Genomic DNA, 21,553 nt, shown 5'->3' on the forward strand with positions numbered 1-21,553 from the left:
CAGGTAAAAAAAGGGGCGACCGTCATGGTCGCCCATTTTTTGCAGCTTTTGTGGCGAGGGGATTCATCCCCGATAGGCCGCAAAGCGGCCGTCTTTTCAATGGAGCGCACTGCTACGCAGTCCATCGGGGATAAATCCCCTCACCACACAAAGAACTCACCTCCCTGAAGATCACTTGGTGCTGATTGCGCCATCCACCAAGGTTTGCGCTTCAGCCACCAGCTGCTTGAGGTGGTCGTCGCCAATGAAGCTTTCAGCGTAGATCTTGTAGATGTCTTCGGTGCCCGAAGGACGCGCGGCGAACCAACCGTTTTCGGTCATCACCTTCAAACCGCCGATGGCCTGATCGTTGCCCGGCGCATGGCTGAGAATGCTCTGAATCTTCTCGCCCGCCAGTTCGGTCGACGTCACTTGCTCCGGCGACAGTTTGCTCAGCAGGGCTTTCTGCTCAGGGTTGGCCTTGGCATCGACGCGCACCGAGAACGGTTCGCCCAGCTCATCGGTCAGGGCGCGATAGGCCTGGCTTGGGTCACGACCGGTACGCGCGGTCATTTCAGCCGCCAGCAGAGCTGGAATCAGGCCGTCCTTGTCGGTACTCCAGACGCCGCCATCCTTGCGCAGGAACGAAGCGCCGGCACTCTCCTCGCCACCAAAACCCAATGAGCCGTCGAACAGGCCATCGGCAAACCATTTGAAGCCGACCGGGACTTCATACAAGCGCCGACCCAGGCGCTTGGCCACACGATCAATCAGGCCACTGCTGACCACGGTTTTACCCACGGCAGCGTCGGCGCGCCATTGCGGGCGGTTCTGGAACAGGTAATCGATGGATACCGCCAGATAGTTGTTCGGTGCCAGCAGACCACCCGACGGGGTGACGATGCCGTGACGATCGTGATCCGGGTCGCAGGCGAAGGCCACGTCGTAACGCTCCTTGAGACCGATCAAACCTTGCATGGCATGGCTGGACGATGGGTCCATACGTATCTGTCCATCCCAGTCGACCGTCATGAAACGGAACGTCGAATCGACCTGTTTGTTAACAACGTCCAGATCAAGACGATAATGCTCGGCAATTGCCGACCAGTAACGCACCCCTGCTCCACCCAGCGGATCGACACCCAGGCGCAATTTGGCGCTACGAATGGCATCGAAGTCGATCACGTTGATCAGGTCGGCGACGTAGGTGTTGAGGTAGTCATGGCGGTGCGTGGTGCTCGCCTTGAGCGCCTGCTCGTAGCTGATGCGTTTGACACCCACCAGCTTGTTGGCCAGCAGTTCGTTGGCCTTGGCTTCGATCCACTTGGTGATATGGGTGTCGGCCGGGCCGCCATTGGTAGGGTTGTATTTGTAACCACCACTTTGTGGCGGATTGTGCGACGGCGTGATGACGATGCCATCGGCCAGGCCAGAAGTGCGGTCACGGTTGTAGCAGAGAATCGCATGCGAAACCGCCGGCGTCGGCGTGTATTCGTCGCCTTCGGCGATCATCACGGTCACGCCGTTGGCTGCCAGCACTTCCAACGCACTGGCTCCGGCCGGAGTCGACAGTGCGTGAGTGTCGATACCGACAAACAACGGGCCATCAATGCCCTGTGCTTCGCGGTACAGGCAGATGGCCTGACTGATCGCCAGAACGTGCCACTCATTGAAGCTCAGGTCAAAGGAGCTGCCCCGATGCCCGGAAGTACCAAACGCCACACGCTGGGTGGAAATCGAAGCATCCGGTTGGCCGGTGTAATAAGCCGTTACCAGTCGCGGGATGTCGACCAACAATTCTGCTGGTGCCGGTTTGCCCGCAAAAGGACTGATAGTCATGCAAAACCTCAGAAATAGAGTGGTTCAGGAAATACAGCGCAGTTTACTGGCAGTTTGACCGCAGCGCGACGGGATCTATCCGACGGTTTCCAACGTTCATTCCACAGCAGCCAGACGCAATGCATCCCCGAGCATTGCAATCGCCCCGTTCAAGCCGGTTTCCCCGTGATCCAGCACGTTCAGACGCAAATGCCGATGGTGCAAACCCTGCAAACTGAACAGTTCTCCCGGCGCGATCAGAATCTGTTGTCTGAGCAGGCGTTGAAACACGTCGCGCATGTCCACCGCACGCCTTGCCCGCACCCAGACAGTCGCGCCGCCCTGCGGTTCAACGACCTGCAGTGCATCGCCCAAGCGTTCGCGCAGCAAATGGATCATGGGCGTTCGACGCTCCCTGAGCAGCCGGCGAAGGACATGCAGATGCTGATCGATCCGACCGTTTCCATACAGTCGAGCGATAGCCTTCTGGCGGATGGGCGACAGTCGGAACGAACGCATCAGAAAATGTCGCAGTAATTCGCTCTTCCATTGGCGCGACAACACGAACCCGTAAGGTGCTTCGATTCCGATGAATTTTTCGAACGTGGAGAAGACCAGCAGCCGATCAGGATCCAGCAAGTCACGCAGGCAATCGCCGTCCATGACTTCGCCAAGCTCACCATAACAATCGTTTTCCAGAACCCAGGCGCCGTGTTTGACAAGCAGCCCGGCGATGCGGCTGCGGTTGCCTGCAGGAACCTGTGTGCCACGCGGCATACTCAACCCCGAAGAAAGCACCACCAACCTGACATGTTCAGTGTTGAGCAGCGCTTCCAGGCGTTGCGGTTCCAGACCGCCGCAGGCCTGCAGGGGCAACTCGATTACGCGTACCTCTGCTGCCTGCAGCAACCGCAGTATGACCCAGTCGCAGGGCGATTCGACCAGAACCGTTGCGTGTTTGAGCTGTAGAACGGCAACCAGAATTTCCAGCACCCCGCGCAGATCCGCACCGATGTAGACATCCTCGGCGTGCCAGCACTGCTGCGGTGAAGTGGTGTAGCGGGCTGCCACGACCGTGCGTAATTCAAACTCACCGCAAGGTTGATCAAGCGGCGTCGGTTGCCGGGGGTACTGCCGCAGCAGTTCGCGCTCGAGCAATAGCAACGGGCTGTCCAGCGATTGCACGGAGACCGGGTCTTCGGCGCTCAACAGCCGCATTCCCGGGCGCCGCGCATTGACGTAGAGCGTTTCAAGCAGGTCATTGCCAACGGCTGGAGACGACAGATCCGCTAACGCCCGGGCGTAATAACCGGACTTGGCAACTGAATAGACCCGCCCTTCTTTCTCCAGCAACGAATAAGCATATTGAATGGTCGAAATCGACACATTGAGACGCTCTGCCAGCTGACGCAGCGACGGTAGCCTGGCGTTGTCATTACCGGTCGTCTCCGCCATCAATCGCATCAGGTAACGATAAACGGCCTGATAAGCAAAACCGGGCTCTCGTACCCCTTTCATGAGCCCGATACCGGGACGACAGGCGCTCTGAAGGATGAATCACTCACCTCAACGCTCCGCTGACCGGCCACCCACGCCGGTGTCGGCATTACCAGCATCCGCCGCGCCTCCTGCCGACCGGGCAGCACCACGGGCCGGCAGTGGCTCCATGGCGTAGAGATGCCCGATCAGCCTGATCGGCAGCCCGCTGACATCCGTCATCCATTGCAACACTTGCTCGGGGCCGTGCAGCCCTTGCATTGCCCGGTGCAAATCGGGCAATGCCACCAACATGCCGGGATGACAACTGCGCAGAAACCGCTCAAGCCCGGCCCCCCGCTCGATGAACGGCGTGAACAGCAGACACACCCATTGCGCTTCGTTAAGACCGTAGGTCTGGTGCAGAGCTGTTGCCGCCTCTTCACGCAACGCCTCAGTCTGCTGTAACCCTAGCCTCGCGATCATCTGCTCACAAACCGGATCCGGCACTTGCATTTGCTGCATTCTTACCAGCGTGCGCTGAACATGTTCCGCAAAACCGCATCCATAACCGCTTCCGTCAATGAACTCGGCCTCAAGGCCGCGAAGATGGGCCTCAATCAAAGGATCGGCGTATTCACCTTCGCCATGGTGAAATACCCACTCCTCCGCCTGAAACCCGAGAAACTCGCTAAGCAACGGCCAGCGCTCCTCCAGCTTGCCCACCGCCATGTCGTGAATATCGACGAATGTAGTGCGACGGCATGACTCGAATCCGTCTTCGGGACGCCAGCGCAATAGTTCGGATTCGGCGTAAAGACCGCGATACAGATCCCCTCCCAGGCCGTCGAGAACCGCGAACAAGTCATCGAATGAGACGGCATTGGATGGCAGAGCCTCCAGGCCGGCTTTCTGCACCGCTCGCGCGAGATCATTGATGAATTGCTTCTGACGCCGCGGCGACTCACTGGCAACCCAGGCGTCAACACCATTGTTCCAGCGGGCAATCTGGCCGCAAAACTCGGCCCGCGCCAGGCAAACGTCGTCCCACAATTCAAGCGGCTCGTCCCTTGCCCGGCGATGGCCCATCATCAGAAGATTGATGCGATTGGCATCCGCACTGTCCTTGTCGGGTGACTTCTGGTGATTGAACGGCAGTACTTGACGATGATCAACCATCAGCATTTCGACCCGGGGGTCATCATAAAGAAACAGTGCAGCAAAGCTGCGGTGCAGATTGTCGAGTGCGGCACCGCCCATGCTGCCGCTGCGCAGGACGGCGACACGCAACTGGAAGGTGGCGGGGGCGCGGCCGGCGATACTCAGCTGAGCGGCGCGCAACAACGCCAGGGTGTAGCAGCTGTCACGAGTACCGGACGGTGTCACCAGAACCTTGTATTCCCCCATGCGTTCCGCTCCGCCGGCGGCGACCATCAGCCGCTGGATCAGCAACTGCAGCGCAGTCCGTTCGGCTCTGGAAAAGAAACTCAGCAAACGTTGCAGTACTTGCTGGTAGACATAGTTCATTGCCTGATCATGGATCGTGCTCATCAGTACTTTACCCGGCGTAAAAAATTCATATCGCACATCAGTGAAGACACTGGCGCAATAAATTCATCAATAAGTAATAGACGATCAAATACTAACACTTATGATTTTGAAGTTATTTGAAACACTTGCACCTGAGAAGTCGACAATAACACCACCCTAAGTGACGCAACCCCCTGCCCGCGCTGGGTTTTCCCTGATAGAAAAACATCTGAGGAAACTTCTTACAGCGTCCCACGAACATTGAGTACAAGAAAAGCAGAACGATAATAGGAAAGACCCTACACCGATTAAACAGAAACCGGCATATCGCTCGCGAGATGAATTATTCAACACGGAATAGAAAACAGAATGCACAGACATGGCTCATTCCTTGAGATGAAAGTAATCATTCAATTATCAGGGCTTAGAGGGCGATTAAAAGATACAGATCGCGAGCAAAAACCGGTTCAGATGCACAGACAGCCAGGCACTGAATCCGGCAACTGTTGTGATGGCAAGGGAGCAACACGCTGGAGTCCGTGGGGCCACGGACTCTGATCGGAGGGGGGAGTTACGCGGGTTCGACCTGCAGGGCGACCCGCTCGCGGCATGGGCACTCGTCCATGTAACGATGCGCCTCAACGAACTCGTTGAACGGGAAGACCCGAGTCTTGAGCGGCAGCAATACGCGGTCGGCGGTGAGCTGGTTGATGTCACGCAGGGCCCGCTGCAAGGCGACGTGATCCTGAGTGATACCGAGCTCGGGTTTGCCAGTGAAATTGCCGATGCAGTGCACAAAGAACTGAATGTTCTTCTGAAAGGCCGCACAGGCCGGGAATGGTGTCTGATTACCGCCTTGCAGGCCATACAAAACGAGGCTGCCACGCGGCGCAAGCACATCACCGAGCAACGACATCTGCGGGCCGCCAAGACCGTCAAAGACCACATCGACACCACGGTTGTCGGTGATTTTGTTGATTCGCATCAACAGATCTTCTTCCTCGGTGACGATGACTTTCTCGGCACCCAGCGACAGCAGGTATTCACGCTCATCTGCGGTTTTCGTCGCGGCAATCACCCGCACCCCCATGGCTTTGCCCAACTGGACAAAGGACGGACCGGCGCAATGGCTGGCGTCAGTGACCAGAGCAAACTGCCCGGGTTTGACCCGCGCCAGATCGGCATAGGCGAAATAGGCGATCAACAGCGGCGTGTAATGCACGCTGGCTTCGATCGGGCTGAGCACATCCGGATAGCGCGTCAGCGCGGTGCGCGGCAATACAATCTGCTCGCCATACACCGGGTAGTCGTTCGGGCTTTCGGCCGGAAAACTGGCCACCTTGTCGCCAACCGACAGGTCGTCGACACCGTCACCGATCGCGGTGACCACGCCGGCCATTTCATGGCCGAGACCGGACGGCAAGCGTGCCTGGGACGAGGCCAGGTTCTGACGCCAGAGAATGTCATACCAGCTGATGCCGATCGCTTCGACACGCACCTGCACTTCGCCAGGACCTGGCTGAGCGGCCGCATGCTCTTCGCATTTGAGCACCTCGGCCGGACCAAACTTGTGAAAACGGATCGTGCGGGACATCGCAAACCTCGTCAAAGTAACCTCTAATGCCCTGAACTCTATCTGGGCTTTTGACCCAAGACTATCAGTGGCTATTAATAGTCGACATGCCTGTCATTGATTCCGCAGTATGAACGGCATTGGCAAAATCGATGAAAAAATGCCGCAACCGGCTCGGTAAAGCTGAATTTAGCGGTGCAGAGTACCAGCCTTTCCCCGTAATATTCATGCCGGCCATTGTTCTCATATGGTCGCTCTCGTCAAGCTTGATGACTCTGCCAGGACTCCAGATGAATCGTAATGACCTGCGTCGTGTCGACCTGAACCTGTTGATCGTGTTCGAAACCCTGATGCACGAACGCAGCGTGACCCGCGCCGCCGAGAAGCTGTTTCTCGGCCAGCCGGCGATCAGTGCGGCGCTCTCGCGCCTGCGCAGCCTGTTCGATGACCCGTTGTTCGTGCGTACCGGACGCAGCATGGAACCGTCCGCTCGCGCCGTGGAAATCTTCGCCCTGCTCTCGCCGGCACTCGACTCGATTTCCACCGCTGTCAGCCGAGCGGCGGACTTCGATCCGGCCACCAGCACCTCGGTATTTCGTATCGGCCTGTCCGACGACGTCGAATTCGCCCTGCTGCCGATGCTGCTCAAGCGCCTTCGCGCCGAAGCACCGGGGATCGTTCTCGTCGTGCGTCGGGTCAACTACATATTGATGCCAAGCCTGCTGGCCTCCGGCGAAATTTCCATCGGTGTCAGCTACACCACCGACCTGCCGGCCAACGCCAAGCGCAAGGTCTTGCGGCGCAGTCAGCCGAAACTGCTGCGCGCCGATACGGTGCCGGGGCCGCTAAGCCTGGACGACTACTGCGCCCGCCCCCATGCGCTGGTGTCGTTCGCCGGCGACCTCAGTGGCTTCATTGATGAAGAGCTGGAGAAACTCGGCCGCAAACGCCACGTGGTGCTGGCCGTGCCCCAATTCAACGGGTTGAGTACGTTGCTGGCCGGTACCGACATCGTCGCGACGGTGCCGGATTACACGGCGGATGCGCTGACGGCAGCGGGCGGTGTGCGCGCAGAAGATCCGCCGTTGCCGACGCGCACGTTTGAGCTGCACATGGCCTGGCGTGGGTCGCAGGACAACGATCCAGGGGAGCGCTGGTTGCGGTCGCGGATTCAGATGTTCTTCGGCGACCCAGACAGCCTCGAGCTGCCCGCACATTAAGCAGGCAGCCAAAGGCTCAAGTCCTCGGCCGGCTGATGCGATAGATCGACACGCAGTAAGACGACAACGCCAACGCCGCCAGCAGCCCGCCGACAAGCCCGACGTAAGCAAAGCCGAACTGGCTGCCGACCCAGCTCCCCACCAGCGCCCCGCCGCCGATGCCGATGTTGTAGATCCCGGAAAACAGCGCCATCGCCACGTCGGTGGCGTCCGGCGCCAGCACCAGGACTTTCGACTGCAGCGCCAGCCCGAAGCCCATGATCGCCATGCCCCAGAACACACTCAGCACGCCGAGGTACGACACATTGCCGCTGAACGGCAACAGCAACGCCAGGCACAAGGCGAGCACCGATACGCAGATGATCAGAAAACGTTGCGGGTTATAGCTGTGCAAATAGCTGAACAGCAGCGAGCCGAAAATGCCGGCGCCGCCGAATAACAACAGCAGGAGCGTCACCACCTCACCGCTCATGTTGGCCACGGTCAGTACGAACGGCTCGATGTAGCTGTAAGCGGTGAACTGTGCAGTCACCACCAGAGCGGTCAGCACATAAACGGCTACCAGCGCAGGTCGCTTCAGCAATATGGGCAGGCTCTTGAGCGAGCCCGAGTTCTGGCTGGGCAGCAACGGCAGCACCTTCGCCAGACAGAACACCAGCGCCGCCGCGAAGCCCGCAATCACGATGAACGTGGTGCGCCAGCCCATGGCCTCCCCCAGCAAGCGACCGAGAGGAATGCCCAGCACCATCGCCAGCGAAGTACCGGTTGCGAGCAAGCCCAGCGCCTGAACCTGCTTGCCCGGTGGAGCCAGGCGCACGGCCAGAGAAGCGGTGATTGACCAGAACAGCGCATGCGATAGCGCCACGCCGATCCGGCTCACCAGCAGCACCCCGAAGCTGGTCGCCAGACCCGACAGAATGTGGCTGGCGATAAACATTGCGAACAGCACGAGCAACAGTTTGCGTCGCTCGACGTTGCGCGTCAGCAGCATGATCGGCAGCGACGTCAGAGACACCACCCACGCGTAAATGGTCAGCATCAAACCGACCTGCGCCGTCGACATGTCGAAGCTGCTGCCGATCGAGCTCAACAGCCCGACAGGCACAAACTCGGTGGTGTTGAACACAAACGCGGCCAATGCCAGGGCAATGACTGCGTACCAATTGCCGGTGTTTGTCGCCGTAGAATCACTCATTGAACGTCGTATTACTCGTCGATGATCGCGCGTGAATATACGCAAGCGATCTGTGCCCATCTGTCGTGTCTTGGTACCGATTGCCGAATGTTTCGACGTTTAGGGGGACGCATCATCAGAGGGTCAAGCCACACTGATCTGATCCAATGCGGTAGAAGCATACGAGGTCTTGATCAAACAAGCTGCCTTGTTCACTGGCCCAAGTAAACGTTGCCCTGCATGCAGTCATTCTTCAGGTCGATCTGTTTCTGCGCGATGATCATCCCGTCACCCACGGCACTGCCCATGCCGTGGGTTTTATCGTTCGCTGCCGGGGTTGAAAGGTAGCTGGCGGTCGCAGCGTTGGCCTGATATTGGCATTCAGCTATATCGTGCTGGATACCGCGCATGGAAATGCGGTTCGTGCTGCGCGACGTATCTTGAGCAGCAAGGAGCCGGTGAAGCGTTCGACCATGCCGAAGCGGTAAATGGCCTCGCTGGCTGGCACGGCTCCAGACGCTTCCACAATCCCGATAGCCTTCAGTCCTTGAGTCCCCGCACACCCACGGCAGCAATGATGGCAAAGTGATAATGACAAATCCGGTAATAAAGTTTAACTTACCGCCGCCCCGACCGCTGGAGGATCGGGCATTTGCACTCAGTTAAGGAAAACGATGGCAATGGTCTATTGTCGTGCTTGCGCCAAGGAGCTACACGAAACGGCGCTCACCTGCCCCCAATGCGGGGCGCCCCAACAGGCCTCCGTGCCGCAAACGCAAGCCGAAACACCCTGGCTGGCCATCGTTTCATTGATCCTCGGGATTATCAGCGCACTCAACCTGTTTGATGATTCCGAATGGGACAGGGATGCGATTGTCGGTGTGGGCATCCTCAGCCTTGCGGGCCTCACTTGCGGCATCGTCTGTATCAACCAAAAACACCCAGGAAGAAACCTCGCGATCGCCGGCATCGTTTTGTCTGGCCTTGCCGCGTTCGTTTTGTCCTGTCTATCGATTGAATAATTTTAGGGAAAAAATATGAGCTTGGTTTTCTGCCGTGGTTGCGCCAAGGAAATTAGTAGCCTGGCCGTGGCATGCCCACAGTGCGGTGCACCTCAGGCCGCTCAACCGTCCTATGCAAGCGGCCCCGCCATCACCACGGGCAATCCTTACGTGGAAGCGCTGAAGAATTACGCCGAATTCAAAGGCCGCGCCACCCGCCGCGAGTACTGGATGTTTGTGCTGATCAACATGGGTATCTGCATTGTCATGGGCGTTCTCGACGCCATGCTCAACACCAAGGGCTTGCTCTACAACCTGTACAGCCTGGCGATGTTGCTGCCGAGCATCGCAGTGGGCGCGCGCCGTATGCACGACACTGACCGTAGCGGCTGGTGGTTGCTGCTGCCGATCGTCAACCTGGTGTTCCTGGTGCAAGACAGCCAGCCAGGTCCGAACCGCTTCGGGCCGAACCGCAAAGGCAACAACTGAGTCACTTCGCAACACGTTGAACGAGACGGCCTTCATGGCCGTCTCTTTGTTTGTGAATTCTGTTCCTGAAGCCGCCGCTGGATTTTTACTGGCGGCGCAACACACATTTGTCATCAAACCAATTGATAGCCCCCTAACGAAAGGTGCATGCTAGAGGGCTCGAATCGCTCTTATATCATTCCGAATGATAGTTACCTTTGCTTCATTCGATTCGTGCCATCACAGCCCGCCGAGCATCATCCGCCCATCTTCAATACATTGGCGGATGATTCCATGGAACAGTCACTCAAACATTTGCGCTTCCCCTTGGCCATGTTGGCCGTGCTGGTGATGAGCGCTTGCGGCAAGACTCCGGAGACTGCCGCCACCATGCCCGCTGCCAAAGTCAGCGTGGCCAAGGTGCTGGAACAGCCGGTCAACGAGTGGGACGAATTCACCGGGCGCCTCGAAGCGCCGGAAACCGTTGAAATCCGTCCGCGGGTCTCCGGCCAGATCGACGAGGTGGCGTTCACCGAAGGCGCGCTGGTCAAGAAAGGTGACCTGCTGTTCCAGATCGATCCGCGTCCTTTCCAGGCTGAGGTGCGCCGCCTCGAAGCCCTGGTAGCCCAGGCCCGTGCCAATGCCACCCGCAGTGAAAACGAAGCCGGTCGCGGCGAACGTCTGCGCGCCAGCAACGCGATCTCCGCTGAACTGGCCGACTCGCGCACCAGCGCTGCACAAGAGGCCCGCGCCGCCGTTGGCGCCCTGCAAGCGCAACTGGATCTGGCCAAACTGAACCTGAGTTTCACCCGCGTCACCGCGCCAATCAGCGGCCGCGTCAGTCGCGCCGAAATCACCGCCGGCAACCTGGTGACTGCTGACACCACCGCGCTGACCAGCGTGGTCTCCACCGACAAGGTTTACGCCTACTTCGACGCCGACGAGCGTGTGTTCCTCAAATACACCCAACTCGCCCGCAACGGCCAACGTGGCGCCACCACGCCGGTGTACATGGGCCTGTCCAATGAAGACGGCAACCCGCACCTCGGTCAGATGAACTTCGTCGACAACCAGGTCAATCCGAAAACCGGCACCATCCGTGGTCGCGCGGTGTTCGACAACAGCGACGGCACCTACACCCCGGGACTGTACGCACGGCTGAAACTGGTCGGCAGCGGCACCTACAACGCCATGCTGATCAACGACGAAGCGGTCGGTACCGACCTGGGCAAGAAGTTCGTGCTGGTGATGGATGCGGACAACAAAACCGCTTATCGCGCCGTTGAACTGGGGCCGAAGATCGAAGGCCTGCGCATCGTGCGCACCGGTCTGAACAAGGACGACACGATTATCGTCAAGGGTCTGCAGCGGGTACGTCCGGGTTCTCCGGTGACGCCTGAAGTGATCCCGATGGCCAGCGAGCAGACCATTGCCGCTCTGGCTCAACAACGTCAAGCGCTGGAAGCCAGCAACCTGCCCAAAGTCGCACCCGCCAAAGGTGCACAGGGTACGGCTGTGAAGCTGGCCGCTACGACCCCACGCGGTTAAGGGACGACAACTCCGATGAATTTTTCCCAATTCTTCATTTCACGGCCGATCTTCGCAGCGGTGCTCTCGCTGTTGATCCTGATCGCCGGTGCGATCTCGCTGTTCCAGCTGCCGATCAGCGAATACCCGGAAGTCGTGCCACCGACCGTGGTGGTACGCGCCAACTTCCCGGGTGCCAACCCCAAAGTCATCGGTGAAACCGTGGCCGCTCCGCTGGAGCAGGCCATCACCGGCGTCGAGAACATGCTGTACATGTCCTCGCAATCCACCGCTGACGGCAAGATCACCCTGACCATCACCTTCGCCCTGGGCACCGACCTGGACAACGCGCAGGTGCAGGTGCAGAACCGGGTGACCCGGACCGAGCCGAAACTTCCCGAGGAAGTGACGCGCATCGGTATCACCGTCGACAAGGCCTCGCCCGACCTGACCATGGTTGTGCACTTGACCTCGCCGGACAAACGCTACGACATGCTCTACCTGTCCAACTACGCGATCCTCAACATCAAGGATGAGCTCGCGCGTCTGGGCGGTGTCGGTGACGTGCAGCTGTTCGGCATGGGCGATTACTCGCTGCGGGTCTGGCTCGATCCGAACAAGACCGCTTCGCGCAACCTGACTGCCACTGACGTGGTGACGGCGATTCGTGAGCAGAACCGTCAGGTAGCTGCCGGTCAGCTCGGTGCGCCCCCTGCTCCGAATGCCCAGAGCTTCCAGTTGTCGGTCAACACCCAAGGCCGTCTGGTGTCCGAGGAAGAGTTCGAGAACATCATCATTCGCTCCGGCGACAACGGTGAGATCACTCGTCTCAAGGACATCGCGCGTGTCGAGCTGGGTTCCAGCCAGTACGCCCTGCGTTCGTTGCTGAACAACCAGCCAGCAGTCGCGATCCCGATCTTCCAGCGTCCAGGCTCCAACGCCATCGATATTTCGAACGAAGTTCGCGGCAAAATGGAAGAGCTGAAGAAAGGCTTCCCGCAAGGCATGGACTACAGCATCGTCTATGACCCGACGATCTTCGTGCGCGGCTCGATCGAGGCGGTGGTTCACACCCTCTTCGAAGCGCTGATCCTCGTGGTGCTGGTAGTGATCCTGTTCCTGCAGACCTGGCGCGCCTCGATCATTCCATTGGTGGCGGTGCCGGTGTCGTTGATCGGTACGTTTGCGGTCATGCACCTGTTCGGCTTCTCGCTCAACGCCCTGTCGCTGTTCGGCCTGGTGCTGGCGATCGGTATCGTGGTGGACGACGCCATCGTGGTGGTGGAGAACGTCGAGCGCAACATTGAACTGGGGCTCAATCCGTTCGATGCGACCAAAAAGGCCATGGGTGAAGTGACCGGCCCGATCATTGCGACCGCACTGGTGCTGTGTGCAGTGTTCGTTCCGGCGGCATTCATCTCCGGCCTCACCGGGCAGTTCTACAAGCAGTTCGCGCTGACCATTGCAATCTCGACCGTGATCTCCGCGTTCAACTCGCTGACCCTGTCGCCAGCGCTGGCCGCCGTGTTGCTCAAAGGGCATGACGCGCCGAAAGACCGCTTCTCCAGGATTCTCGACAAAATCTTCGGTGGCTGGCTGTTCCGCCCGTTCAACCGTTTCTTTGACAAGGCCAGCCATGGCTATGTCGGCACGGTGCGCCGTGTGATCCGCAGCAGCGGCATCGCTCTGCTGCTGTATGCAGGCCTGATGGTGCTGACGTTCTTCGGTTTCTCCAGCACACCAACCGGTTTCGTACCCGGCCAGGACAAGCAATACCTGGTGGCCTTCGCGCAACTGCCGGACGCCGCGAGCCTGGATCGCACCGAAGACGTGATCAAGCGCATGTCCGACCTGGCGTTGAAACAACCGGGCGTGGAAAGCGCCGTAGCGTTCCCGGGCCTGTCGATCAACGGTTTCACCAACAGCCCGAACGCCGGCATCGTGTTCGTGACCCTGAAACCGTTCGACGAACGTAAAGACCCGAGCATGTCCGCCGGTGCCATCGCCGGGGCCTTGAACAGTCAGTACGCGAACATTCAGGAAGCGTACATGGCGATTTTCCCGCCACCGCCGGTACAAGGTCTGGGCACCATTGGTGGTTTCCGCCTGCAAATCGAAGACCGGGGCAACCTGGGCTACGACGAGCTGTACAAGGAAACCATGAACATCATCGCCAAGAGCCACAACGTGCCGGAACTGGCCGGACTGTTCACCAGCTACACCGTGAACGTGCCGCAAGTCGATGCCGCCATCGACCGCGAAAAGGCCAAGACCCACGGCGTGGCCGTCAGCGACATCTTCGACACCCTGCAGATCTACCTGGGTTCGCTGTATGCCAACGACTTCAACCGCTTCGGGCGCACCTATCAGGTCAACGTTCAGGCTGAACAGCAGTTCCGCCTCGAATCCGATCAGATCGGTCAGCTGAAGGTACGCAACAACAAGGGCGAAATGATCCCGCTGGCGACCTTCATCAAGGTCAGCGACACCTCGGGCCCGGATCGCGTGATGCACTACAACGGCTTCATCACCGCTGAAATCAACGGTGCGGCAGCCCCCGGCTACAGCTCCGGCCAGGCCGAAAAAGCCATCGAAAAACTGCTCAAGGATGAACTGCCAAACGGCATGACCTACGAGTGGACCGACCTGACCTACCAGCAGATTCTGTCCGGTAACACTGCGCTGTTCGTGTTCCCGCTCTGCGTATTGCTGGCGTTCCTGGTACTCGCGGCTCAATACGAAAGCTGGAGCCTGCCACTGGCGGTGATCCTGATCGTACCGATGACCCTGCTGTCGGCCATCACCGGGGTGATTGTCTCCGGCGGCGACAACAACATCTTTACCCAGATCGGTTTGATCGTATTGGTGGGCCTGGCCTGTAAGAACGCGATTCTGATCGTCGAATTCGCCAAGGACAAACAGCTGGAAGGCCTCGACCCTCTGGCTGCGGTACTGGAAGCCTGCCGTCTGCGTCTGCGGCCGATCCTGATGACTTCGTTCGCGTTCATCATGGGTGTAGTGCCACTGGTGTTCTCCAGCGGTGCCGGTGCCGAGATGCGTCACGCCATGGGTGTGGCCGTGTTCTCCGGGATGCTCGGGGTGACCTTCTTCGGTCTGTTGCTGACACCCGTGTTCTACGTGTTGATCCGTAACTTTGTCGAACGCGGGGAAGCCCGCAAAGCGGCCAGAGCGCACGCTCTTCAAAAGCCACTGGAGGCGCAATAATGAGTCTGAAAGTCTTCCTGCCGAGTCTTCTGGTGCTGGCGCTGAGCGCCTGCGCCGTCGGCCCCGACTACAAGACCCCAGCCACGGAGGCGGCCAATATCACGGCCGCCACCGATGGCGCCGCCGGGCAAAAGAACTTTGACCGTTCGAAATTCGAAGGCATCTGGTGGCAGCAATTCGACGATCCGACCCTCAACCAGTTGGTGACTCAATCGCTGCAAGGCAACCGCCAACTGCGCGTGGCGTTCGCCCGCTGGAAAGCCGCCCGGGCGATCCGCGACGACGTCAGCAACGATGCGATGCCGACCATCACCAGCCGCGCCAGCAGTGATCTGGCCAAGGGACAAATTCCCGGCCAGACCACCAAGCGGGTCAACAGCGAGCGCTACGATCTGGGCCTGGACATGGCTTGGGAGCTTGACCTGTTCGGCCGGATCCAGCGCAATCTGGAAGCCAGCGACGCCGACCAGCAGGCGGCCGAAGCCGATCTGTATCAACTGCAAGTCACGATGATTGCTGAACTGGTCGACGCCTACGGTCAACTGCGCGGTGCGCAACTGCGCGAGAAAATCGCCGTGGCCAACCTGGAAAACCAGCAGGAGTCGCGCAAGATCACCATCAGCCTGCGTGACGCCGGCGTCGGTGATCAGCTCGACGTCGAACGTGCCGATGCGCGTCTGGCCTCGGTCGAAGCCAGCGTGCCGCAACTGCAGGCGGAACAGGTACGGCAGAAAAACCGCATCGCCACCCTTTTGGGTGAGCGTCCGGACAAAATGACCGTGGACTTGAGCCCGAAAGACTTGCCGGCAATTGCCAAGGCCTTGCCGATCGGTGATCCGGGTGAGCTGCTGCAACGCCGTCCGGACATCCTCAGCGCCGAACGCAAACTGGCCTCGGCCACCGCGCGGATCGGCGTGGCGAAAGCCGATCTGTTTCCACGGGTCAGCCTCAGCGGGTTCCTGGGCTGGACGGCCGGTCGTGGTTCGCAGATCGGCTCCTCGGCGGCCAACGCCTGGGCACTCGGCCCGAGCATTACCTGGGCGGCGTTCGATCTGGGTAGCGTGCGCGCCCGCTTGCGTGGCGCCGATGCCGATGCCGAAGGCGCGCTGGCGACCTACGAGCAACAAGTGTTGCTGGCGCTGGAGGAATCGGAAAACGCCTTCAGCGATTACGGCAAGCGTCAGCAACGGCTGATCTCGCTGATTCGTCAGAGTGAATCGAGCCGCAAGGCTGCCGACCTGGCTGAAATCCGCTACCGCGAAGGCACCACCGACTTCCTCGTGCTGCTCGACGCCCAGCGTGAACGGCTGAACGCCGAAGACAGTCAGGCCCAGGCCGAGGTTGATCTGTATCGCGGCATCGTCGCGATTTACAAAGCCTTGGGTGGTGGCTGGCAGCCAGAAACCGTCGCCAGCAAGTAAAGGTTTTCAAAGCGCTCCTTTGGTTGGCCGCAACCAACCAATTTTTTGCCCCGCGTATCATTCGGTCGCGGGGCTTTTTTGTGCCCACCCCTATAGGAGCTGACGCAGACTGCGATCTTTTGATCTTGAACATCAAAGTCAAAAGATCGCAGCCTGCGGCAGCTCCTGCAGGCCAATTCGCAAGCATGGGTTTGACTCATGGCCTTCTCTGACCGAAGCTTGCCCCTCTGCTAAAGAACACCCGTTCACGGAAATCGCATGCCTCAGTCCCGCCGCTACCTGCTCATCAGCCTTGGCCTCGTGCTGATCATCGTCGTTGCCTGGTTATCTCTGCGCTCCACCGCCCCGGTAGTGCCCGAGGCGATCAAGCGCGGCTACAGCGAAGCCCTGACGGCGGCCCGCTCCGGGCAGCCCGGGGCGGCACGGCAGTTGTACCAGCAATTGGGGCGCCCGGATTTGTCGGCCAAGCGCAGCGTCTGGCTGCTGGCCGAACTGCCCAACTATCCAAGCCCACAAGCGCTGAAACTGGCCGATGCGCATCTGCAGAACGAAGCCCCCGAAGTCCGGCTGGCAGCGATTCAAAGTGTGGTCGGGCTGGTGCCCGGCGGGCAACGCAGCCTGCTGCTCGGGCCGATGCTCGACGATGAAGATCAAAACGTGCGTTTTGCCGCGATCAACGCCCTCCTCGGTCTGACGCCGGATGAGCTGGGGCTGTATTTTGCCCCGCTGCAGCAAGCCATCGATGGTTGGGAGCAAGTGCTCCAGGGCCAACCGGAAAGCGCCGCCACCTATGCGCAGCTGGCGCGCCTGTATCTGCACAACGCCGAGCTCAAACAGGCGCAGCAAGCGCTGGACAACACGCTGCGTCTGGAACCCGGCAACCTGCCGGCGCTGGTGATGCAAATCGATGTGCTCGACCGCCAGGGCCAGAGCGACGCCGCGCGCCAGTTGCTCGCCAAACAACTGCAGACCCAGCCGGATTCCGCCTATCTGCAACACGCCTTGGGCCTGTGGCTGTTGCACCACGGCCAGCGCGAATTCGCCCTGCTCGGCTTGTCCAAAGCCGTCGAACTGGAACCGGACAACAAGGATTACCGCTACGACCTCGCCACCACCCTGCATGCCGCCGAAGAACTGGAAGCGGCGCAAAAACAACTGCAGGAAGTCGTGCAGCGCCACCCCGCCGACCGTAAGGCACGGGTGCTGTTGATCAATTACTGGAAGGAAAGCGGACAGTTGCAGAACGTGCAGATTCTGCTGGCGCAACTGGAACAGATGAACCCCGACGACCCGGCCCTGCAGCAGGGACTTTGAGCCGTTGGCCGCTGATTCAATGACACTTTGCTATCGAAACCTCGGAACCGTCATGAGCGGCAGCGGTCAAGTAATCAGGTAGAGCACAACGGCTGGTACAGCCTGCTGCCTCGATTCCCCTAGTCATGAGAGGGCATTCTTTGTCTACGTCCAACGAGTTGATCAGTGCAAAAGCCGCCACCGGCATCATTGGCCTGGATGACATCCTCGCCGGTGGTCTGTCCCGAGGGCATGTGTTTTTGCTCGAGGGTGAACCCGGTACAGGCAAAACCACCGTCGCGTTGCATTTCCTGTTGGCGGGCGCCCGTGCCGGCGAACGCTGTCTGTACATCACACTGTCGGAAACCGAGCGTGAACTGCGCCAGGGCGCAGCCTCTCACGGCTGGGAACTGAACGAGAACATCGAGATTTTCGAGCTGACACCGCCGGAAAGTCTGCTCAACGCCGAACATCAGCAAAGCCTGCTGTATTCCTCAGACCTTGAGCTCGGTGAAGCCACCAAGCAGATTTTCGAAGTGGTCGAGCGCTTCAAACCGACCCGTGTAGTGCTCGACAGCCTGTCGGAGATCCGCCTGCTGGCGCAGAGTTCGCTGCGCTACCGCCGGCAGATTCTGGCGATCAAACACTACTTCGTGCGTTACGACGCCACGGTCCTGCTGCTAGACGACCTGACCACCGAGTCCCTAGACAAGACCGTGCACAGCGTCGCCCACGGCGTCATCCGCCTCGAAGAGCTGACCCCCAATTACGGTGCCGAGCGCCGCCGCGTACGCATCATCAAGTACCGCGGGCAGAAGTACCGTGGCGGTTACCATGACTTCACCATCATGGGCGATGGGGTCCATGTATTTCCGCGCCTGGTCGCTGCCGAACACCGTGGCGACTATCCACGCCTGCAATTGACCAGCGGCATCAAGGAAATGGACGCCCTGCTCGGTGGTGGCATCGAGACCGGTTCCAGCACATTGATCCTGGGCCCGGCCGGTACCGGCAAATCGCTGATTTCAATGATCTTCGCCGCCGCTGCCGTAGCACGCGGCGAAAAAGCGGCGCTGTTCATCTTTGATGAAGAGCTGGGTCTGCTCTTCGAGCGGATGAAAAATATCGGCATCGACCTCAAGGCCCTGCAAGCGACCGGCAACCTGCTGATCGATCAGGTGGACGCCGCCGAACTGTCCCCCGGCGAGTTCTCGCACCGGGTGCGTCGCTGCGTCGATGAGGGCAACATCAAGACCGTCGTGATCGACAGTATCAACGGCTATCAGGCCGCGATGCCGGAAGAAAACGCGCTGGTGCTGCACATGCACGAGTTGCTGCTGTATCTGAACCGCAAAGGTGCGGCGACATTCATGACGGTTGCCCAGCATGGTCTGGTCGGCGACATGCAGGCGCCGGTCGATATCACTTACCTGGCCGACACGGTGATCCTGCTGCGCTACTTCGAAGCCATCGGCAAAGTCCGCCGAGCCATTTCCATTATCAAGAAACGCACCGGCAACCACGAGTCGACCATCCGTGAATACCGCATTTCGAGCCAGGGCATGACCATTGGCGAACCGCTGGAAGCATTCCAGGGTGTGTTGCGGGGCGTACCGACTTACCTTGGCGCCAGCAATCCGCTGTTGCGGGAAGAAGCCTTGTGACAGCCTCCGTTTCACTGCCGGAACGGGCGCTGATTCTCGCGCCCATGGGCCGCGACAGCCAAGTGGCGCTGATGATCCTCAATGAGGCGGGCTACGGCGGGGTCATCACCCCGGATCTGGGCGCATTGTGCACAGAACTGGAACCTGGCGCCGGGCTCTTGTTGATTGCCGCCGAAGCGTTGCGCGGCCCGGAACTGGAAACGCTTCTGCATTTTCTGGAGCAGCAACCGGCCTGGTCGGATCTGCCGATCGTCTTGCTGACGCACCACGGCGGCCCCGAACAAGGCCCCTCCTCACGCCTGAGTGAATTATTGGGCAACGTGACCTTTCTCGAGCGTCCGTTTCATCCGGCGACCCTGGTCAGTCTGGTGTCCACCGCCCTGCGCGGGCGACGACGACAGTACGAAGCCCGTGATCGCCTGATCGATCTGAGTGAAAGTGAACGGCGCCTGCAATCAACCCTTGAAACCCTCGAGCAGCAAGTCGAGGAACGCACCGCGCAACTTCGCCACAACGAAGAAGCCTTGCGCCAGTCGCAGAAAATGGAAGCGGTCGGTCAGCTCACCGGCGGTATTGCTCACGACTTCAACAACATGCTCACCGGGATCATCGGCAGCCTTGAATTACTGCGCCGACGACTGGCTCGCGGGCGCCTTGATGACCTCGACAGCCTGATCGATCTGGGCGTCACCTCAGCCAACCGCGCCGCCGGCCTGACCCACCGTTTGCTGGCATTTTCCCGCCGGCAATCGCTGGACTCCAAAGCCGTGCAGATGAATACCCTGGTGCTGTCGATGGGCGAGTTGCTGCAACGCAGCCTCAACGAAAGCATTCAGCTGGACATGCGCCTGAACGACGATTTGTGGGTCGCTGAAGCCGACCCCAATCAACTGGAAAGCGCCCTGCTCAACCTGGTACTCAACGCCCGGGATGCGATGCCCGAGGGTGGCAAACTGGTGGTCGAAACCAGCAATCAGGTCCTTGAACAGGCATTCACCGAGGCCTACACCAACCTCGAACCTGGCGAGTACGTCATGCTCAGCGTCACCGACAACGGCAGCGGCATGCCACAGAGCGTGATCAACCGCGCGTTCGATCCATTCTTCACCACTAAACCCATCGGCCAGGGCACCGGTTTAGGCTTGTCGATGATCTATGGCTTCAGCAAACAGTCCCGTGGTCACGTCTCGATCGACAGCGAAATCGATCAGGGCACCACGGTCAAACTGTACCTGCCGCGCTTCCGCGGCGAGGAACTGGAGCATCCGGTGTCCGCTATTCAACAGGCTCCGGAGGCGCTGGACGGCGAGACGGTGTTGATCGTCGAAGACGACCCTGCCGTGCGCGTGCTGGTCAGCGCAGTGCTCAGTGAGTTGGGTTATGCGTTTGTCGAAGCCGGCGATGCCGACGGCGCGGTACCGATCCTCAACTCGACGCAGCGCATTGATCTGTTGATCAGTGACGTCGGCCTGCCGGGCATGAACGGCCGGCAACTGGCGGAAATCGGTCGACAGTACCGGCCGGGGCTGAAGGTGCTGTTCATTACCGGTTACGCCGAGCACGCCGCTGTGCGCGGCGGGTTCCTCGACCCGGGCATGCAGATGATCACCAAGCCGTTCACCTTTGATCTGCTGACCGCCAAGGTCCGCGAGATGATCAAGAACTGACTCCCAAAAACACCTGTAGGAGCTGCCGCAGGCTGCGATCTTTTGATTTAAAAACAAGATCAAAAGATCGCAGCCTGCGGCAGCTCCTACAGGGGCATTTCAGTGTTTTTTGATCAGGCCAGCAATTCCTGAATCTTTTCCTGCAACACGTCCAGATCGAACGGTTTTTCCAGGATCGGCGCCTTGCTGGTGATCGGGCTGCCGGTCTCGCGGATTTCCTGCGGGTAGCCGCTGATGAAGATTACTTTCAGGTCCGGACGCAGCTTGACTGCCGGCTCGGCGATCTGCACGCCGGAGATCCCGCCCGGCAGGCGGAAGTCAGTGATCAGCATGTCCAGATGCGGTTTGCTCGCGAGAATCTCGAACGCCTGCTCGCCGTTTTCGGCCTGCAACACGCGGTAACCCTGCCCCGACAGATAGTCTGTCAGCACCATCAAGATAACCGGTTCGTCCTCGACGACGAGTACTACATCTTGTGCATCTACGCTCATGGGAAGCCTTTGTTCGGTCAATAGCT

At 59.6% G+C, this 21,553-nt stretch carries 16 protein-coding genes; 9 read left to right on the plus strand and 7 right to left on the minus strand.

The genetic code is table 11. The features are described 5' to 3' along the window. Nucleotides 1-171: 171 nt before the first annotated feature. The 4 genes from pgm to ACYZUM_RS11205 form a co-directional block, all read right to left on the minus strand. Nucleotides 172-1,818 carry a phosphoglucomutase (alpha-D-glucose-1,6-bisphosphate-dependent) gene (gene pgm, locus ACYZUM_RS11190; RefSeq protein WP_108182771.1) on the minus strand — a complete coding sequence of 549 codons (1,647 nt, stop codon included), beginning with the start codon at nucleotides 1,816-1,818 and terminating at the stop codon, nucleotides 172-174. A gap of 96 nt (nucleotides 1,819-1,914) precedes the next feature. Continuing rightward, a complete protein-coding gene (locus ACYZUM_RS11195; protein ID WP_108182772.1) occupies nucleotides 1,915-3,315 on the minus strand; it encodes a GntR family transcriptional regulator in 1,401 nt (466 codons plus the stop codon). 48 nt (nucleotides 3,316-3,363) lie between these two features. Then, nucleotides 3,364-4,824 (minus strand): hypothetical protein, encoded by a 1,461-nt coding sequence (locus tag ACYZUM_RS11200; protein WP_473061330.1) that lies wholly within the window; start codon nucleotides 4,822-4,824, stop codon nucleotides 3,364-3,366. A 550-nt stretch (nucleotides 4,825-5,374) separates the two neighbouring features. Next, nucleotides 5,375-6,397 (minus strand): zinc-dependent alcohol dehydrogenase family protein, encoded by a 1,023-nt coding sequence (locus ACYZUM_RS11205; protein WP_041064212.1) that lies wholly within the window; start codon nucleotides 6,395-6,397, stop codon nucleotides 5,375-5,377. A gap of 269 nt (nucleotides 6,398-6,666) precedes the next feature. Between ACYZUM_RS11205 and ACYZUM_RS11210 the strand changes: the two genes are divergently transcribed. Next, the gene (locus tag ACYZUM_RS11210) at nucleotides 6,667-7,596 is read left to right on the plus strand and encodes a LysR family transcriptional regulator (RefSeq protein ID WP_095669104.1); all 930 of its coding nucleotides are present in this window, start codon (nucleotides 6,667-6,669) and stop codon (nucleotides 7,594-7,596) included. Between the two features lie 16 nt (nucleotides 7,597-7,612). Here ACYZUM_RS11210 and ACYZUM_RS11215 read toward each other — a convergent pair whose 3' ends face one another. Beyond that, nucleotides 7,613-8,791, minus strand: coding sequence for a sugar transporter (locus ACYZUM_RS11215; protein ID WP_108182773.1), 1,179 nt, complete (start codon nucleotides 8,789-8,791; stop codon nucleotides 7,613-7,615). A 191-nt stretch (nucleotides 8,792-8,982) separates the two neighbouring features. Continuing rightward, nucleotides 8,983-9,180, minus strand: a complete 198-nt coding sequence (locus ACYZUM_RS11220) for a hypothetical protein (RefSeq protein ID WP_086791363.1) — start codon at nucleotides 9,178-9,180, stop codon at nucleotides 8,983-8,985. A 264-nt stretch (nucleotides 9,181-9,444) separates the two neighbouring features. Here ACYZUM_RS11220 and ACYZUM_RS11225 point away from each other — a divergent pair, with 264 nt between their 5' ends. The 8 genes from ACYZUM_RS11225 (at nucleotide 9,445) to ACYZUM_RS11260 (ending at nucleotide 21,036) form a co-directional block, all read left to right on the plus strand. Further along, nucleotides 9,445-9,792, plus strand: coding sequence for a DUF4190 domain-containing protein (locus tag ACYZUM_RS11225; RefSeq protein ID WP_041064263.1), 348 nt, complete (start codon nucleotides 9,445-9,447; stop codon nucleotides 9,790-9,792). Between the two features lie 15 nt (nucleotides 9,793-9,807). Beyond that, nucleotides 9,808-10,260, plus strand: a complete 453-nt coding sequence (locus ACYZUM_RS11230; RefSeq protein WP_108182774.1) for a DUF805 domain-containing protein — start codon at nucleotides 9,808-9,810, stop codon at nucleotides 10,258-10,260. Nucleotides 10,261-10,533: 273 nt separating this feature from the next. After that, a complete protein-coding gene (gene mexE / locus ACYZUM_RS11235) occupies nucleotides 10,534-11,787 on the plus strand; it encodes a multidrug efflux RND transporter periplasmic adaptor subunit MexE (RefSeq protein WP_041064269.1) in 1,254 nt (417 codons plus the stop codon). Between the two features lie 15 nt (nucleotides 11,788-11,802). Beyond that, a complete protein-coding gene (locus ACYZUM_RS11240) occupies nucleotides 11,803-14,991 on the plus strand; it encodes an efflux RND transporter permease subunit (RefSeq protein ID WP_108182775.1) in 3,189 nt (1,062 codons plus the stop codon). Continuing rightward, entirely contained in the window at nucleotides 14,991-16,412 is a 1,422-nt protein-coding gene (locus ACYZUM_RS11245) for an efflux transporter outer membrane subunit (protein ID WP_041064275.1), read from the plus strand. The genes ACYZUM_RS11240 and ACYZUM_RS11245 overlap by 1 nt, the downstream gene beginning before the upstream one ends. Nucleotides 16,413-16,670: 258 nt before the next feature. After that, a complete protein-coding gene (locus ACYZUM_RS11250) occupies nucleotides 16,671-17,726 on the plus strand; it encodes a tetratricopeptide repeat protein (protein ID WP_108182776.1) in 1,056 nt (351 codons plus the stop codon). Between the two features lie 140 nt (nucleotides 17,727-17,866). Then, on the plus strand, nucleotides 17,867-19,369 hold the full coding sequence (locus tag ACYZUM_RS11255; RefSeq protein ID WP_041064281.1) for an ATPase domain-containing protein: 1,503 nt from the start codon (nucleotides 17,867-17,869) through the stop codon (nucleotides 19,367-19,369). Next, entirely contained in the window at nucleotides 19,366-21,036 is a 1,671-nt protein-coding gene (locus tag ACYZUM_RS11260; protein ID WP_108182777.1) for an ATP-binding protein, read from the plus strand. Before ACYZUM_RS11255 ends, ACYZUM_RS11260 begins: the two co-directional genes overlap by 4 nt. Before the next feature lie 113 nt (nucleotides 21,037-21,149). Here ACYZUM_RS11260 and ACYZUM_RS11265 read toward each other — a convergent pair whose 3' ends face one another. Continuing rightward, a complete protein-coding gene (locus tag ACYZUM_RS11265; protein ID WP_016774860.1) occupies nucleotides 21,150-21,527 on the minus strand; it encodes a response regulator in 378 nt (125 codons plus the stop codon). Between the last annotated feature and the right edge of the window lie 26 nt (nucleotides 21,528-21,553).

This window comes from Pseudomonas sp. m6p, from assembly GCF_055760375.1.